We start from the raw sequence: 15,127 nt of genomic DNA, 5'->3' as shown, positions 1-15,127 counted from the left end.
GCTCCGGTCAGCCGAGGAAGCGGTCGCGGAGCTTGGAGAACAGCCCCTGCTGGAAGTGCGTCAGCGCCGGCTTCTGCGGCTTGTAGTGCTTGGCGAACTCCTGCACCAGCTCGCGCTCGCGGTGCCCGAGCTTCGTGGGCGTGACCACCTGGATGCCGACGCGGAGGTCTCCGCGGCCGTTGCCGCGCAGCTTGGTGACGCCGCGGCCCTTGATCGTGACGATCTCGGTGCTCTGGGTGCCCGGCTTGACCTCGATCTCGATGTCGCCGTCGAGCGCCGCGAGGGTCGTCGTCGAGCCGAGGATCGCGTCCGTCATCTGCACCTCGAGGGTGCAGAGCAGGTCGTCGCCGTTGCGGCTGAAGATGTCGTGGTGCTTGACCTTGATCTCGAGGTAGAGGTCGCCGCTCGGGCCGCCGGCCGGGCCGACCTCGCCGCTGCCGGGCATCTGCAGGCGGAGGCCCGTGTCCACGCCCGCGGGGACGTCGACGGGGATGGTCCGGCGCGCGCGCACGCGGCCCTGGCCCTGGCAGGTGGAGCACGGGGTGGCGATGACGGTGCCGTAGCCGCGGCAGGTGCCGCAGGGGCTGGCCGTCATCACGTTGCCGAGAAGCGAGCGGACGGTGCGCTGGATCTGGCCGGAGCCGTGGCAGATGTCGCAGGTGACCGGCGAGGTGCCGGGCTGGCAGCAGGAGCCCTGGCAGGTCTCGCAGAGCACGGCCGTGTCGACCTCGAGGTCGCGGTGCGTGCCGAAGATGACCTCGTCGAGCGAGACCTCGACGCGCAGCAGCGCGTCCTGGCCGCGCTCCCGGCGCGACCGCGGGCCGCGCGAGGAGCCCTGCGCGCCCTGGCCGAAGAAGGTCTCGAAGATGTCGCCGAAGCCGCCGAAGCCCTGCCCGCCGCCGCCGGGGAAGCCGTCCTGCGGGCCGCGGTCGTACTGCTGGCGCTGCTGGGCGTCGCTCAGGACGTCGTAGGCGTGCGTGACGAGCTTGAAGCGCTCGGACGCGTCCGCGCTCGGGTTGACGTCGGGGTGCAGCTCGCGTGCGAGCCGGCGGTACGCCTTCTTGATCTCGTCGGCGGAGGCGTCGCGGTCGACGCCGAGGACTTCGTAGTGATCGGCCACAGGGGGCTTCGTCCTTCGTTCGTGGTCGGTGCGCCGGGCGCGGCGGACCTGTCGGGAGCCGGGGTTCCGGCGAGGGTCTGGAAGAGGGTCATTCCTCGCCGAGGAGGCGGGAGAGGTAGCGGGCGACGGCGCGGACCGCCGCGATGTTGCCGGAGTAGTCCATCCTGATCGGTCCGAGGACCCCCAGGCGCGAGACCTGGCCGCCGGCCGTGTTGTAGCCGCTGGTGAGGACGGAGGTCTCCTGGAGGCCGAACGGCGCGTTCTCGCGGCCGATGCGGACCGAGATGCCGCGCGGGTCCGGCGTCATCTCGGCGAAGAGGCGCAGCAGCTCCACCTGCTCCTCGATCGCCTCGAGCACCGGGTAGATGCTGCCGGAGAAGTCCTCCTCGGTGCGCACCAGGTTCGCGGCACCCGCCATCACCAGGCGGTCCTGCCGGTTCGCGCCGACCTGCTCGAGCAGGGTCTGCACGACCGGGTCGACGACGGCGCGGCGCTCGGGGCTGAACTGCTCGGTCGCGCTCTGCAGCGTCTCCGCCGCGGCGGCGAGGCCCAGACCGAGGACGGCGGTGTTGAGCTTCGCCCGGATCTCGCCGAGCAGCAGCTCGTCCACGTCCTCGGGCGTCTCGAGCACGCGCTGGTCGACGCGGCCGGTGTCGGTGATCAGCACCGAGAGCAGCCGGCGCGGGGCGAGGGCGACCAGCTCGACGTGCCGGATGCGCGCCGCGCCGAAGGAGGGGTACTGCACGAGCGCGACGCTGTTGGTGAGCTGCGAGAGCAGCCGCACCGTCCGTACGAGCACCTCGTCGAGGTCCGGGCTCTGGCCGAGGAAGGTCTCGATCGCCTGCCGCTGGGCCGCGGTCAGCGGGCGCAGATCGGTCAGCTGGTCGACGAAGAGGCGGTAGCCCTTGTCGGTGGGGACGCGGCCGGAGGAGGTGTGCGGGGCCGCGATCAGCTCCTCCTCCTCCAGCTGCGCCATCTCGTTGCGGATGGTCGCCGCGGAGACGCCGAACGCATGGCGCTCGACGATCGACTTGGAGCCCACCGGCTCGCGGTTCGCGACGTAGTCCTGCACGATCACGCGCAGGACCTGGAGACCGCGCTCCGTCACCATACGACCGACCTCCCGCCGGACTCCGGGTGCCTCGCGGCACGACCACCTCGGCGCCGTGGCGCCGCGCGGAGCTTGGCACTCCGCGAGATTGAGTGCCAATCATAACCGCGCAGAACGGAGGAGGGCGGGTCTCGCCCAGGATCCGCACCGGAGCGGCCGCCTCTCTGCCACGATGGACGCCGAGCGCCCGGGGTCGCCCGACGCGCCGATGCCTGAGACGGAGATCACCATGTCGGCCACCCCGCCCCCGCCGCCCGCCTACTCGACGCCCGCGCCGCCGCTGAATCCGGCCGACGAGAAGACCTGGGCCATCGTCACCCACGTCACGGGCATCTTCTTCAGCTTCATCCCGTCGCTGATCGTCTACCTCGTCTTCAAGGGCCGCGGGCCCTTCCTCGAGGCGCACGCGAAGACGGCGCTGAACTTCCACCTGACCACGCTGATCGCCTACGTGGCCGGGACGATCCTGAGCTTCGTGCTCGTCGGCTTCATCGTCTTCCTCGTCGTGCCGATCCTCGTCATCGTCTTCGCGATCATCGCGTCCGTGCGGGCCAGCACCGGCGAGTACTACACGTACCCGCTGAGCATCCCCTTCTTCAAGTAGGACGCCGCCGGCGGCCGCGCCCATGCTGGTCGAGGAGCCGCCGCAGGCGACGTATCGAGACCCACGCACGTCGGACGGTGGATCTCGATGCGCCCGCTCCGAGGGCTACTCGATCAGCACGGGGCGGGGCGGCTCAGCCGTCCGTCAGCCGGCGGACGACCGCGTCGGCCAGCAGCCGGCCGTGCAGGGTCAGCACGATGCGGCCGCCGAGGGCCGCCCGTCCGTCGACGAGTCCGTCTGCAATGAGCCCCGCCACCTCGCGGCGCCGCTCCGGGTCGATCGCGTCGATCGGCAGCCCGTCGGCCAGCCGGGAGCGCAGCAGCACGTCCTCCACCCGGCGGGTCGCGTCGTCGAGGGTCTCCCGCCCCGCAGCCGGCGACGATCCGGAGTGCAGTCGCTCGGCGTAGGCCGCCGGGTGCTTCACGTTCCACCAGCGCACCCCGCCGACGTGGCTGTGGGCGCCGGGCCCCACGCCCCACCAGTCGTGCCCGAGCCAGTAGGACAGGTTGTGCCGCGACCGGTGCGCGTCGTCGCGGGCCCAGTTGCTGACCTCGTACCAGGAGTAGCCGGCCGCGGCGAGCCGAGCATCCGCCAGCTCGTACATGTCCGCGGTCAGGTCGTCGTCCGGAGTCGCCACCTCGCCCCGGCGGATCTGCCGCGCGAGCTTCGTCCCGTCCTCCACGATCAGCGCGTACGCCGAGAGGTGGTCGGGCCGGTTCGCCAGCGCCGAGTCGAGCGAGCGCTCCCAGTCGGCCAGCGACTCCCCCGGCGTCCCGTAGATCAGGTCGAGGCTGACCTGCAGTCCCGCCTCGCGCGCCCACTCGACCACGAGCGGCACGCGCTCCGGGTCGTGGGTGCGCTCGAGCGTCGCGAGAACGTGCGGCACGGCCGACTGCATCCCGAAGCTGACCCGGGTGAAGCCGGCCTCGGCCAGCTCGCGGAGATAGGCGGCGTCGACCGAGTCGGGATTCGCCTCCGTGGTGATCTCGGCACCGTCGGCGATGCCGAAGTGCCGGCGGAGCCCGTCGAGCATCCGCACGAGGTCGCGGGCCGGCAGCAGCGTCGGAGTGCCGCCGCCGAAGAACACCGTCGCCGCCGGACGCCGCGGCAGACCCGCCGCCGCGAGCACGCCCTCGCCGAGGGCCATCTCGACGATCGCCTCGTCCGCGTAGTCCTGCTGCTTCGCGCCGCGCAGCTCCGTCGCCGTGTAGGTGTTGAAGTCGCAGTAGCCGCAGCGCACCCGGCAGAACGGGACGTGCACGTACAGCCCGAGGTCGCGGTTCAGCACTCCGTCGGCGACGGAGGCCGGCAGGAGTCCGTCGAGCGGAGCCGGGTCGGCGAGCGGGAGGGCGCTGCCCACGTCAGCTGACGCGCGCCGGCAGCAGCGCGCGCAGGTACTTCTTGACCTGCCGCTTCTGCACGGCGCGGAGGACGGGGGTGCCGAGGCGGTAGAGGGCGGTGGAGGGCCGTGAGAAGACGCGGATGACGAGCCAGACCGAGTCGTCGGCGCGCTTCTCGACCACGAAGGACTCCTCGCCGCTCTCCGGGTGGCCCTCGAGGGTGCCGTAGGCGAAGCCGACCTGGTCGGGCTCGTCCACGACGTAGACGACGCGCACGGGAGCGTCGACCGTCCGGCCGAGCAGGGTGATCTTGAGCACGGCGGTGACGCCGGCGGTGATGTAGGGCGTGCCGTCGGCCGAGAACTGCTCCTCGGTCGGGCGGCTGGCGAGGTCGATCGGCGTGCCGGCGGAGTCGAAGTTGACACCCGTGTACTGCACCCCGCTGCCGGCGGTGATGTCGGTGACGGCGATGCCGCTGCCGCGCTGCACGCCCCACGTCATCAGCGACGCGGTCGTGATCGCGAAGCGCTCGGCGCCCGAGCCCAGGCGCGCCTCGAACCGCTCGGCGGTGAAGCCGTCCGGCGGGTACTCGAGCAGGTCCGGCGCGAGCGTGCCGCCGACCGCCGCGTAGGTGACCTGCGGCTGCCCCTCGAAGCTCGAGCGCCGGACGCTCACTTCTTGTCCTTCGTCTCGACGTCACCACTCAGGGCGGCGATGAACGCCTCCTGCGGGACCTCGACGCGGCCGACCATCTTCATGCGCTTCTTGCCCTCCTTCTGCTTCTCGAGCAGTTTGCGCTTGCGGGTGATGTCACCGCCATAGCACTTGGCGAGGACGTCCTTCCGCATCGCGCTGATCGACTCGCGCGCGATGATGCGGGCGCCGATCGCGGCCTGGATGGGCACCTCGAACTGCTGGCGCGGGATCAGCTTGCGCAGCCGCCCCGTCATCAGCACGCCGTAGGCGTAGGCCTTATCGCGGTGGACGATGGCGCTGAACGCGTCGACCTGCTCGCCCTGCAGCAGGATGTCGACCTTCACCAGGTCGGCCTCCTGGTCGCCGGCGGGCTCGTAGTCGAGCGAGGCGTAGCCGGCCGTCTTCGACTTCAGGTTGTCGAAGAAGTCGAAGACGATCTCGCCGAGGGGCATGTGGTAGCGGATCTCGACGCGGTCCTCGCCGAGGTACTCCATGCCGATCAGCGTGCCGCGGCGGCTCTGGCAGAGCTCCATGATCGTGCCGACGTAGTCCTTCGGCGCGAGGATCGCGGCGCGCACAATCGGCTCGGTCACGCTGGCGATCTTGCCGACCGGGAACTCGCTCGGGTTGGTGACCGTGACGGTGCTCTTGTCGTCGGTGGTCACCTCGTAGATGACGGACGGCGCCGTGGTGATCAGGTCGAGGCCGAACTCTCGGTCCAGCCGCTCGGTGACGATCTCGAGGTGCAGGAGGCCCAGGAAGCCGCAGCGGAAGCCGAAGCCGAGCGCGACCGAGGTCTCGGGCTCGTAGACGAGCGCCGCGTCGGAGAGCTTGAGCTTGTCCAGCGCCTCGCGGAGATCCGGGTAGTCGCTGCCGTCGATCGGGTAGAGGCCGGAGAACACCATCGGCAGCGGCTCGGTGTAGCCGGGCAGCGCCTCGGTGGCGGGCTTGGACGCCGTGGTGACGGTGTCGCCGACCTTCGACTGGCGCACGTCCTTCACGCCGGTGATCAGGTAGCCGACCTCGCCGACGCCGAGGCCCTTGGTGGAGACGGGCTCGGGGCTGGAGACGCCGATCTCGAGGATCTCGTGCGTCGCGCGCGTCGACATCATCTGGATCTTCTCGCGCGGCGAGAGCTGGCCGTCGATCATCCGGACGTAGGTGACGACGCCGCGGTAGGAGTCGTAGACCGAGTCGAAGATCATCGCGCGGGCCGGGGCGTTCTTGTCGCCGACCGGCGCGGGCACCAGCTCGGTGACGCGGTCGAGCAGCGCCTCGACGCCGACGCCGGTCTTGCCGGAGACGCGGAGGACGTCGGCCGGGTCGCCGCCGATGAGGCTCGCGAGCTCGGCCGCGTACTTCTCCGGATCGGCCGCGGGCAGGTCGATCTTGTTGAGGACCGGGATGATCGCCAGGTCGTTCTCGAGCGCGAGGTAGAGGTTGGCGAGTGTCTGCGCCTCGATGCCCTGCGCGGCGTCGACAAGGAGGATCGCGCCCTCGCAGGCGGCGAGCGAGCGGCTGACCTCGTAGGAGAAGTCGACGTGGCCGGGGGTGTCGATCATGTTGAGCGCGAACGTCTGCCCGTCGCGCTCCCACGGCATCCGGACGGCCTGGGACTTGATCGTGATGCCGCGCTCGCGCTCGATGTCCATCCGATCGAGGTACTGCGCGCGCATCGCGCGGTCCTCGACCACGCCCGTGATGCCGAGCATGCGATCGGCGAGGGTGGACTTGCCGTGATCGATGTGGGCGATGATGCAGAAGTTGCGGATGGACGCCGGATCGGTCGCGGCGGGCTCGAGCCCGAGGTGTGCACGTGGAGACATCGTGCGTCCAGTGTCCCACGGCCGGGGTGCGACGGCGGGCGAGGGGCCGGGACCGGCCGGATGCGGTGCAGAGCATCAGCTGTGGAGGGGTCTCATCGCCGATCAGCGATAGAAGCGCCTCTCCGCTGATGTTCTGCGGGCGATCGTGCCTAGAGGTCGAGTCCGTAGGTGCGCGTGGGCTCGATCCCGGGCGGGTTCTCGCGCTCGGGGAGCCGGACGAACCCCATGCTCTCGTAGAGGGCGTGCGCGGCGAGCATGTCCGTGCCGCTGTTCATCACGATGCGGTCGACGCCGCGCTCGACCGCGAGCATCACCACGAACTCGGTGAGCAGGCGGCCCAGACCGCGGCCGCGCGCCTCCGGGGCGACGGCGAGCAGTCGCCAGTCGAGCTCACCCGGGCGGCCGAGGGAGTAGAGGTTGGCGCCGGGAGCCGCGGTGGTGACGGTCGCGAGGATCGCGCCGGCCTCCTCGGCGACCCAGACCTCGCCCTCGCGGTCGTGCCGGGCGACGTCGGCGACGTCCGCCGCGTACTCCTCCCCCAGCTCGTAGTCGTGCGCGTAGGCGGCGACGCGCAGGCGGGAGACCTCGGCGTACTCGTCGGGGCGCACCCGGCGGACCAGGACGTCGTCGGCGCTCATGCGCTCGCCGCCGCGATCGGAGCCGGCAGTGCGCGGAGCCCGTGCTCGAGGTCGGCGGGGTCGGCCGCGAGGCAGACGCGGATCCAGCCCTCGCCGGTGCGGCCGAAGGCGCTGCCCGGCGCGACCGCGACGAGCGTCTCGAGGAGGAAGGACTCGGCCCAGGAGGCGACGTCGCCGTCGCTCGCGTGCGAGACGTCGATCCAGAGGTAGAAGGCGCCCTCCGGCTCGCGGAAGCGGATACCGCGCTCGTCGAGCAGCGCCGTCGCGAGTCGAAGATTGGCGAGGTAGTGCGCGGAGGCGGCGGCCACCGCGTCTTGCGGGCCGGTCAGCGCCGCGAGGGCCGCGCGCTGGTCGGGCGTCGCGACGCAGCTGATCGACGCCTCCTGAACGGTGACCATCGTCGAGGTCAGGCCGGGAGGAGTGATGAGGTAGCCGACGCGGACGCCGGTCATCGCGTAGGTCTTCGACAGCGAGAAGACACTGAAGACGCGGTCGTCGTCGTGACCGGCCTCCTGTGCGAGCGCGGCGAGGCTCACGTGCGGGCGGCCGTAGGTGAAGCACTCGTAGACCTCGTCGCTGATGATCCAGAGGTCGTGGCGACGAGCGAACTCGAGCAGCCGCTCGAGCATCGGCCGCGGCAGCACGATGCCGAGCGGGTTCGAGGGGCTGTTCACGATGATCGCCCGGGTGCGGTCGGTGACGATCCGCTCGAGCTCGTCGAGATCCGGGAAGAAGCCGTTCTCGGCGCGCAGCGTGTAGGGCACCGGGACGGCACCGATCATCCGCGCGTTCATCGTGAAGGTGGTGTAGCCGGGGTCGGGTAGGAGCACCTCGTCGCCCGGGCCGAGCGTCAGCGTCATCGCCTGGTACAGCGCCTGCGTGGCGCCGACCGTGACCCAGACCTGCTCGACGTCGGCGCGGAACCCGTTGTCGCGGGCGAGCTTGGCGACGATCGCACGCCGCAGCTCCATCAGGCCGCCGTTCGGGCCGTAGCCGGTGTCGTCCGCGGCCCAGGCGGCGCGGGCCGCCTCGATGATGTGCGGCGCGACGGCGACGTCGGGCTCCCCCACCGCGAGCAGCGTCACGCCGTCCAGACGGAGGGCGATCTCGAACAGCCGGCGGATGCCCGAGGGCGGAACGGCGGGGATGTGATCGGCGAGTCGGGGCATCGCTGGTCAGGCTACTGGCGGGTTCCTCCCGCGAGATGCCACTTGCGCACGCCTCGCGCGGCGTGTCGCGTGCGCAAGTGGCATCTCGCGGGAGGGGGCACGGACGGAGGCGCGTCGCGGTTGAAGGGTGGCGGCGGGTGCGCTAAAGTTCCTTGTTGGCTTGCGCTCCACCATTGGCGTGTGTGGAGTGATTCAGAAGCCGGCGACCTCCAGTCGCACCGGGATGGCGTTTCCACGCCACCGGAAGGGGCACTCCGTCGAGTAGCCGGCTGCACACACATCCGAGAAGAAGGTAATAGACGTGGCAAACATCAAGTCGCAGATCAAGCGCAACCTCACCAACAAGAAGGCGAACGACCGCAACAAGGCGGTCAAGAGCGAGCTGAAGACCGCCGTCCGCGCGGTGCACTCCGCCATCGCCGCCGGCGACACCGAGAAGGCCGCCACCGCGCTCGCCTTCGCCGCCAAGAAGCTCGACAAGGCCTCGAGCAAGGGCGTCATCCACAAGAACCAGGCCGCGAACCGCAAGTCGGCCATCGCGAAGCAGGTCGCCGCGCTGTAAGGCTGCGTCTCGCCGCAACGACGAAGGGTCCGGCCTCTGGCCGGGCCCTTCGTCGTTCCCGCTCGCCGTCGACGGACTTCTCGTTCCTCGTCGTCCGTCGCGCGGTCGGCTTCCGCACATGGTCGCGCCGAGTGGAGCGTCTCGCGTTCCGGCTACGACGATTCGCTGGCACGCGAATCGCCGGTGAGCCTGCGAGGCCGCGGCTCCGGCACCACCGGCGCGCAGCGCGGGCCCGCGCGACCACATGCTGGTCGAGTAGCCCCGGAGGGGCGTATCGAGACCCACCGTCATCAGCAGGACCGGCGCCAGCTCGCGCGGATGCCGCGCAACGCGAGCCCGCACACCCCACGCTGGTCGAGTAGCCCCGCAGGGGCGTATCGAGACCCACCACCGCAAGGACGTCCGGTAGCGTCACCGTGACGGACGGCTCCCGCGAAGAGCTGCCCGGCGCGCGATCGGGGGATCATGACCAGCACGGAGACGGCGAAGCCGCTGAGCCAGGACAGGGCGATCCTCCTCGGACTGCTCGGCATGATCGTCGTGCCGACCGCGATCGTGGTCGGCACGAACTCCTGGACGGAGCCCCAAGCCGCGGACTGGGTCAGGATGGCCCTCGGCTCGGTGATCGCCGCGCTCGTCTCCGTCGTCGCAGCCTGGTGGCTCGCCTTCGACCGCCGTCGCGCGCACGCTGCCGGCCGCACCTGGTTCTGGGGCGTCGCCTGCGTCTTCACGATCGTCGCCGTCTCGACGATCTCCTGCGCCGCGGATCGACTCACCCGGCTGATCGAGGCGGGCTGACGGTGGCCGCACCGCTCGACGCCACGGCCTCCCCCTCCCGACCGCGGACCTCCGGACACCGGGCGCGGATCGGCTTCTGGGCCATGGCCTGCCTCGGCGTCCCCGCCGCGCTCTTCTCCTGGTGCTGGTTAGGCTTCGCGATGGCCGAGGCGCAGTCGGAGCAGGGCAAAGCCCTCGCCGCGGGGACGACGATGGCGGGCTTCGGGGAGGCCGTCGGAGGAATACCGGTCGCCGTCGCGCACGTCGTCGGGCTGATCGTGCTCCTCGTCCTCGCGCACAGGGCCTACCCGGGATCGGCGCTCGTCTTCGCCGGGACTGCGGTGATCGTCGCGTCGGTGATCGGGCTCGGCGGCGCGCAGCTGCTCTTCGGCGGAGCCGTCTTCCACTTCGACCCGGAGAACAGGCAGACCTACGTCCCCTGAGACCGAGGTGCTGACGGGTCGGATCTCGATACGCCCGCTCCGCGGGCTACTCGATCACCATGGTTCTGCGCGGCGGACCTAGTACATGCGTGCTGGTCAAAGGAGCCCCGCATGGCGGGCCGGGCACACACATGCTGATCGAGTAGCCCCGCTGGGGCATATCGAGACCCACCGCCCCCGGCGGGAGTAGCACCGAGCGTCAGACTCCGCGCGCCGAGATGACCGACACCATGCGCTCCAGCGCGAAGACCGGGTCCCGGGTCGCGCCCTTGACGTTCGCGTCGGCCTCCGCGACGGTCAGGATCGCCGTCCCCAGGCCGTCGCCGGTCCAGCCAGCCAGGTCGCGGCGCGCGCGGTCCACCTGCCACGGCGCGAGTCCCAGCCGTGAGGCGATCTGGCCCGAGCCCTCGCGGGACCCGGCGACCTTCGCCATCGTGCGCAGCTTGCTCGCGAACGCCGCGACGATCGGCACCGGATCCGCGCCCGACGCGAGCGCGTGCCGGAGGCCCAGAAGCGCCTCCCCGTGCCGGCCGGCGATCGCGGCATCGGCGACGGTGAACGCGGTGGTCTCGACGCGCCCGCCGTAATACTTCGCGACCGTCGCCTCGGTGATGTCCCCCGTGACGTCGGAGACGAGCTGCTGGCAGGCCGACGCGAGCTCGTCCAGGTCGTCCGAGAACGCCGACACCAGCGCCCGCACCGCACCGGTGGTCGCCGTGCGCCCCGCGGTGCGGAACTCCGCGATCGCGAAGTCGACCTTGTCGCTCTCCCGCTTGAGCTCCGCGCAGACGATCTCGATGCCGCCGCCGGTACCCGAGCGGATCGCGTCGAGCAGCTTCTTGCCGCGGTTGCCGCCGCCGTGCCGGAGCACGACGGTCGCGCCGTCCGCGGGCTGGGCGAGGTACTCGATCATCTCGACGAGGAACGCGTCGGAGCACTTCTCGACGTTGGAGACCCGCAGCAGCCGAGGCTCGTCGAACAGTGAGGGACTCGCCAGCGTGAGCAGCTCCCCCGGCGCGTAGCCGCCGGCGTCGATGTCGTTGACCTCGAGACTCGGGTCCTCCGCGCGCAGGAACTCGCGGAGGAACCGCAGCGCCCGGTCGGCGAGGAACTGCTCGGGACCGGTGATCAGCACGATCGGAGCGGGTCGCGTCTGGTTCCACGCGAGCTGCGGGATCGCCGCCTTCGAGGGGGCCGCCTTGCCGCGCGCCGGGGCTCTGCCTGCCATGCCGTCGTCCTTCCGTGACCCTCGATTCTACGAGTCCGGAGACCCGCGCTGGAGAAGCGAGGAGAGGTCGCGCCGTCAGGACGGACCACGCCGTCGCTGCCTCTCCAGGTACTTCCGTCGATACCTGCGGGAATCGGAGAAGGCGCCGATCCCCGTTCCGAGCAGCGCGACCGCGGAGACGACGATCCACCACGGTGGCTGGTGCGGCACCGCGGCCAGGAACAGGAGGACTGCCATGTGGGCGAACATGACCAGTGGGATCGAGACACCCGGTTGGTCCTTCCGGAGTTCGGGTCGTTCCTTCCGAGTCACGCCGGCTCCTTCTCCTCGTCCTGACACGTCGATCCCGAATCCAAGCAGTCGGAGACATCCGCTACCGACTTGCGGCGACAGGATGTCGACGCCGTCGTGAGACGCCCGCAGATCGGGTTCCGGCAGCACCGCCCTCCCCGGCGACGGGCGACCCTCGGCTGAGCACAGGCGCGAGTCCACCTCCGCGCTCGTCCGGAGCAGCCACAGGGGCGGCCGCTCCACTTGACCAGACCACGACGCCCTCCGGTCGGGATGAGAGCAGCACCGTCCCCTCCAGGTCCGTCCGCAGCGCGCGAGTGCCGCGCTCGGCCAGCAGGGCGAGCAGCGAGGGCGTCGGATGGCCGTACGTGTTGTCTGCGCCGACCGAGACGAGGCCGATGCGGGCGCCGAGCGCGTCGTAGAGGGCCGGCGACTGGTCGGCGGAGCCGTGGTGCGCCACCTTCACGACGTCGACGCGGCCCGGGTCCAGGCGCGCGAGTCGGCCCTGCTCCTCGGCACCGAGGTCGCCGAGCATGGCCAGCGAGAGCGGGCCGCCCGTCGCGTCCGCGGCGATGTCGATCCGCAGGGTCACGCTCGCCTCGTTGCCGCGCAGGGTGGTCCCCCGCTCCGGCCAGACGACCCGCCAGCGCAGCGAGCCGACCGAGCCGGTGTCTCCGCGCGCCGCCTCCCGCACCGCTGCGCCACCGGACAGGAGGGCCGCGCGATCCCGGGTGTCGCCCTCGTCCGCCACTGGGCCGACGAGCGCCTCGTCGACGCGACCGACCACGGCCGCCAGGCCGCCGACGTGGTCGAGGTCGTAGTGGGTGAGCAGGAGCAGCGCGAGGCGGTCGATGCCGAGCAGGTCGAGGCACGCGTCGAGCCGCTCCGGCAGCGGCCCGGTGTCGACGAGGACCACCCCCGCGTCGCCGCGGATCAGCACCGCGTCGCCCTGCCCGATGTCGCACATCGCCACCCGCCAGTCGAACGGGACGGCTCCGGAGCGCAGCAGCGGTGTCGCCACGCTCGACGCTCCCCCGACGACAAGCGCCCCGGCGAGCACGGTCGCCGCGACCTGTCGCGCCCGCGCGAGGCGACGCGAACGGGTGACGAGCAGCAGGGCGAGCACGGTCAGGAGAGTGAGCGCCAGCATCCCGCCGAGCCCGGGCAGCCAGGCGATCCGCGGCGACGGCCAGGTGGCGACGGCGCGCGCGATCGAGGCGATCCACCAGGCAGGCACGGCCGCGAGACGGATCGCGACGTCGGCACCGCCCGGCCACCACGGCGCCAGGAGGCAGCCGATCAGCCCGAGTCCGGTGGCCACCGGGGCCGCCGGCTCGGCGAGCAGATTCGCCAGCACCCCGTAGACCGGGATCGACGGGTCGATCAGCAGGACCGCGGGCTGGCAGGCCAGCTGCGCCGCCAGCGGGACCGCGACCACCAGCGCGAGCGGACGCGGCAGCACGTCGCCCAGCCGGTCCGCGATCGGCTCCGCCGCGAGCAGCAGCCCGCCCGTCGCCAGCACGGACAGCACGAAGCCGAGCCGCCCCGCGATCGATGGATCGACGAGCATCAGCAGGACGACGCTCGCCAGCAGCGCCGGGACCGCCGCACCGGACCGCCGCCCCAGCCGTGCGAGCAGCACGACGGTCGCCATCACCGCCGCCCGCACGACGCTCGGCTCCGGAGTGACCAGCACGACGAACGCGGCGAGGACCGCCAGCGCCGAGAGGGTGCGGAGGCGACGGCCGGCGCCGAGCAGCGCGGCGACGAGCCAGCCGGCCGCGACCACGACCGCGCAGTTCGCTCCGGAGACCGCAGTGAGGTGGGTGAGCGAGGCGGTCCGCATGTCGTCCTCCAGATCGGACCGGAGGGCGGAGGTGTCCCCGGTCGCGAGCCCGGGCAGCAGGCCGGCCACGTCTCCCCCGAGCACCGCGGTCCGGGCGAGGAAGCCCGCGCGCAGCACCTCCGCGACCGCCGCCACTCCCACGGGCGGGCGCCGCTCGAGCACGGCGCTCGCGGTCAGGAGCGTGCTCTCGCCGACTGAGCCCGGCTCCTCGGCCCGGACTCGGAGCACGACCTCGGAGCCGACCGGCAGTCGGCCGCCGGGCTCGGCCAGGAACACCCGCACCGGCGCGGACATCGGCTGATCCTCCAGCTGCAGCGCGGTGCCGTCGAACCACACTCCGTCGGCGGTGAGCGGCCGCGCGGAGGTCTCGATGCGGACGAGCACCGCCTGCACCGCTCGGGATTCCGCCGCCGCCCGCAGCTCCGGAGGATGCCGCTCGGGCGCTGCGACCACGACGGAGGTGACGGCCAGCGCCGCTCCCCCGAGTGCCACCGCGATCCCGGCCAGGACGACGGCCGCGCGGCGACGACGGAACGCGAGCACCGTCGTGACGACGACGAGGGTCACCGACCACGCCACCGTGCAGAGCAGCGCCCCGCCCCCGAGAACGGCCGTGACCGGCAGCAGCCCGGTCGCCGCGGCCGCCGCCCACGCCGCGAGCGCGAGCGGGAGCAGCCGCAGGTCCTGCGCGCGGATCACGGCGCCACCTGCTCGCGGAACGCCTCGAGCGTCTTCTCGCCGACGCCCGGCACCTCCAGCAGCTGGTCCACCGAGGTGAACGGCCCGTGCTCCTCGCGATAGGCGACGATCTTCGCCGCCGTAGCGGGACCGATCTCGGGCAGCTCCTCGAGCTGCGCGGCCGTGGCCGTGCTGAGGCTGACGATTCCGCCGGTGGTGCCCGCAGCTGCGGCCGGACCCGTGCCTCCCGGCAGGGCCGCCACACCCCGCTCGGGGACGAGGATCTGCTCACCGTCCACGAGCCGCCGTGCGAGGTTCACGGCTGCCCGCTCGGCTGCTTCCGTGAAGCCACCAGCCGCCGCAAGCGCATCCGCGACCCGCGCACCAGGATCGAGCAGGTAGAGCCCGGGAGCCGCGACCGCTCCGGCGACGTGCACGTAGAGGACCTCGCCCGGACTGCTGCTCGGCGCAGGCGAACCGGTCGCGCCCGCAGACGCCGGCGCTCCCGACGGACCCGCCGCAGCACCGGCACCACCGGCCGGCGCGAGCACCTCCGTCCGGCCGCTCGCCCGCGTTCCCGCGAGGAGCACTGCCACGACCGCTGCCGCGATCACCAGCACCATCGCCGCGCCGGCCCCGATCCGCCAGCGCGATCGCGCTCGGCGCGGACGCCGCAGCAGCCCCGCGGGGTCGTCGGCCGGGCTCGTCTGCTGCATCCGACGACGCTAGGGCGGCCCGGTTCGGGCGATCAGCGACTCCTGCGGATCAGAGGACGAAGCTCGAGATCCCGTCCTGTGG

General features: G+C 72.0%; 15 protein-coding genes. 4 read left to right on the top strand and 11 right to left on the bottom strand.

The features are described 5' to 3' along the window. Positions 1 to 7 precede the first annotated feature (7 nt). Together dnaJ and hrcA are read right to left on the bottom strand one after the other, a co-directional pair. Positions 8 to 1,120 carry a molecular chaperone DnaJ gene (gene dnaJ, locus GTU73_RS08550; RefSeq protein WP_123445619.1) on the bottom strand — a complete coding sequence of 371 codons (1,113 nt, stop codon included), beginning with the start codon at positions 1,118 to 1,120 and terminating at the stop codon, positions 8 to 10. A gap of 88 nt (positions 1,121 to 1,208) precedes the next feature. Next, complete coding sequence (hrcA, locus tag GTU73_RS08545; protein ID WP_123445618.1) at positions 1,209 to 2,231, bottom strand: heat-inducible transcriptional repressor HrcA; 1,023 nt, start codon at positions 2,229 to 2,231, stop codon at positions 1,209 to 1,211. Between the two features lie 229 nt (positions 2,232 to 2,460). Between hrcA and GTU73_RS08540 the strand changes: the two genes are divergently transcribed. Continuing rightward, a complete protein-coding gene (locus tag GTU73_RS08540) occupies positions 2,461 to 2,835 on the top strand; it encodes a DUF4870 domain-containing protein (protein ID WP_160088619.1) in 375 nt (124 codons plus the stop codon). Between the two features lie 133 nt (positions 2,836 to 2,968). On the opposite strand, the gene hemW is transcribed toward GTU73_RS08540, so the two are convergent. The 5 genes from hemW to GTU73_RS08515 all read right to left on the bottom strand — a co-directional run bounded on the left by hemW (position 2,969) and on the right by GTU73_RS08515 (position 8,504). Beyond that, positions 2,969 to 4,195, bottom strand: coding sequence for a radical SAM family heme chaperone HemW (hemW, locus tag GTU73_RS08535; RefSeq protein ID WP_160088617.1), 1,227 nt, complete (start codon positions 4,193 to 4,195; stop codon positions 2,969 to 2,971). A gap of 1 nt (position 4,196) precedes the next feature. Next, complete coding sequence (locus GTU73_RS08530) at positions 4,197 to 4,850, bottom strand: DUF1990 domain-containing protein (protein WP_160088615.1); 654 nt, start codon at positions 4,848 to 4,850, stop codon at positions 4,197 to 4,199. Continuing rightward, the gene (gene lepA / locus GTU73_RS08525) at positions 4,847 to 6,697 is read right to left on the bottom strand and encodes a translation elongation factor 4 (protein ID WP_123445615.1); all 1,851 of its coding nucleotides are present in this window, start codon (positions 6,695 to 6,697) and stop codon (positions 4,847 to 4,849) included. The genes GTU73_RS08530 and lepA overlap by 4 nt, the downstream gene beginning before the upstream one ends. A 149-nt stretch (positions 6,698 to 6,846) precedes the next feature. Next, positions 6,847 to 7,335: a GNAT family N-acetyltransferase gene (locus tag GTU73_RS08520; RefSeq protein ID WP_160088613.1), complete on the bottom strand. Its 489-nt coding sequence runs from the start codon at positions 7,333 to 7,335 to the stop codon at positions 6,847 to 6,849. Continuing rightward, positions 7,332 to 8,504 carry an aminotransferase class I/II-fold pyridoxal phosphate-dependent enzyme gene (locus tag GTU73_RS08515; RefSeq protein ID WP_160088611.1) on the bottom strand — a complete coding sequence of 391 codons (1,173 nt, stop codon included), beginning with the start codon at positions 8,502 to 8,504 and terminating at the stop codon, positions 7,332 to 7,334. The genes GTU73_RS08520 and GTU73_RS08515 overlap by 4 nt, the downstream gene beginning before the upstream one ends. Positions 8,505 to 8,805: 301 nt before the next feature. On the opposite strand from GTU73_RS08515, the gene rpsT reads away from it, so the two are divergent. From rpsT to GTU73_RS08500, 3 genes are all read left to right on the top strand, one after another. Further along, positions 8,806 to 9,066, top strand: a complete 261-nt coding sequence (gene rpsT, locus GTU73_RS08510) for a 30S ribosomal protein S20 (RefSeq protein WP_160088609.1) — start codon at positions 8,806 to 8,808, stop codon at positions 9,064 to 9,066. 465 nt (positions 9,067 to 9,531) lie between these two features. Further along, on the top strand, positions 9,532 to 9,864 hold the full coding sequence (locus tag GTU73_RS08505; RefSeq protein WP_160088607.1) for a hypothetical protein: 333 nt from the start codon (positions 9,532 to 9,534) through the stop codon (positions 9,862 to 9,864). 2 nt (positions 9,865 to 9,866) lie between these two features. Next, positions 9,867 to 10,286, top strand: a complete 420-nt coding sequence (locus GTU73_RS08500) for a hypothetical protein (RefSeq protein WP_244231823.1) — start codon at positions 9,867 to 9,869, stop codon at positions 10,284 to 10,286. Positions 10,287 to 10,485: 199 nt separating this feature from the next. Here the strand turns inward: GTU73_RS08500 and holA are convergent, their stop codons facing one another. The 4 genes from holA to GTU73_RS08480 all read right to left on the bottom strand — a co-directional run bounded on the left by holA (position 10,486) and on the right by GTU73_RS08480 (position 15,045). Then, positions 10,486 to 11,514 (bottom strand): DNA polymerase III subunit delta, encoded by a 1,029-nt coding sequence (gene holA, locus GTU73_RS08495; protein WP_123735445.1) that lies wholly within the window; start codon positions 11,512 to 11,514, stop codon positions 10,486 to 10,488. A gap of 75 nt (positions 11,515 to 11,589) precedes the next feature. Then, positions 11,590 to 11,751 carry a hypothetical protein gene (locus tag GTU73_RS08490; protein ID WP_160088605.1) on the bottom strand — a complete coding sequence of 54 codons (162 nt, stop codon included), beginning with the start codon at positions 11,749 to 11,751 and terminating at the stop codon, positions 11,590 to 11,592. A 136-nt stretch (positions 11,752 to 11,887) separates the two neighbouring features. Then, on the bottom strand, positions 11,888 to 14,350 hold the full coding sequence (locus tag GTU73_RS08485; RefSeq protein ID WP_160088603.1) for a ComEC/Rec2 family competence protein: 2,463 nt from the start codon (positions 14,348 to 14,350) through the stop codon (positions 11,888 to 11,890). After that, positions 14,347 to 15,045, bottom strand: coding sequence for a ComEA family DNA-binding protein (locus GTU73_RS08480; RefSeq protein WP_160088601.1), 699 nt, complete (start codon positions 15,043 to 15,045; stop codon positions 14,347 to 14,349). Before GTU73_RS08480 ends, GTU73_RS08485 begins: the two co-directional genes overlap by 4 nt. Positions 15,046 to 15,127 lie beyond the last annotated feature (82 nt).

Origin of the sequence: Rathayibacter sp. VKM Ac-2804 (genome assembly GCF_009866655.1) — a bacterium.
Classification (GTDB): domain Bacteria; phylum Actinomycetota; class Actinomycetes; order Actinomycetales; family Microbacteriaceae; genus Rathayibacter.
The sequence above is the reverse complement of the archived record's forward strand: the minus strand, read 5'-3'. Positions and strand labels throughout refer to the sequence as shown.

Excerpts from the sequence above, each read along its gene's own strand:
- GTU73_RS08505 (WP_160088607.1), top strand. The coding sequence starts at position 9,532 with ATGACCAGCACGGAGACGGCGAAGCCGCTGAGCCAGGACAGGGCGATC.
- GTU73_RS08490 (WP_160088605.1), bottom strand. The coding sequence starts at position 11,751 with ATGGCAGTCCTCCTGTTCCTGGCCGCGGTGCCGCACCAGCCACCGTGG.
- GTU73_RS08540 (WP_160088619.1), top strand. The coding sequence starts at position 2,461 with ATGTCGGCCACCCCGCCCCCGCCGCCCGCCTACTCGACGCCCGCGCCG.
- lepA (WP_123445615.1), bottom strand. The coding sequence starts at position 6,697 with ATGTCTCCACGTGCACACCTCGGGCTCGAGCCCGCCGCGACCGATCCG.
- GTU73_RS08515 (WP_160088611.1), bottom strand. The coding sequence starts at position 8,504 with ATGCCCCGACTCGCCGATCACATCCCCGCCGTTCCGCCCTCGGGCATC.
- hrcA (WP_123445618.1), bottom strand. The coding sequence starts at position 2,231 with ATGGTGACGGAGCGCGGTCTCCAGGTCCTGCGCGTGATCGTGCAGGAC.
- GTU73_RS08520 (WP_160088613.1), bottom strand. The coding sequence starts at position 7,335 with ATGAGCGCCGACGACGTCCTGGTCCGCCGGGTGCGCCCCGACGAGTAC.
- GTU73_RS08480 (WP_160088601.1), bottom strand. The coding sequence starts at position 15,045 with ATGCAGCAGACGAGCCCGGCCGACGACCCCGCGGGGCTGCTGCGGCGT.
- holA (WP_123735445.1), bottom strand. The coding sequence starts at position 11,514 with ATGGCAGGCAGAGCCCCGGCGCGCGGCAAGGCGGCCCCCTCGAAGGCG.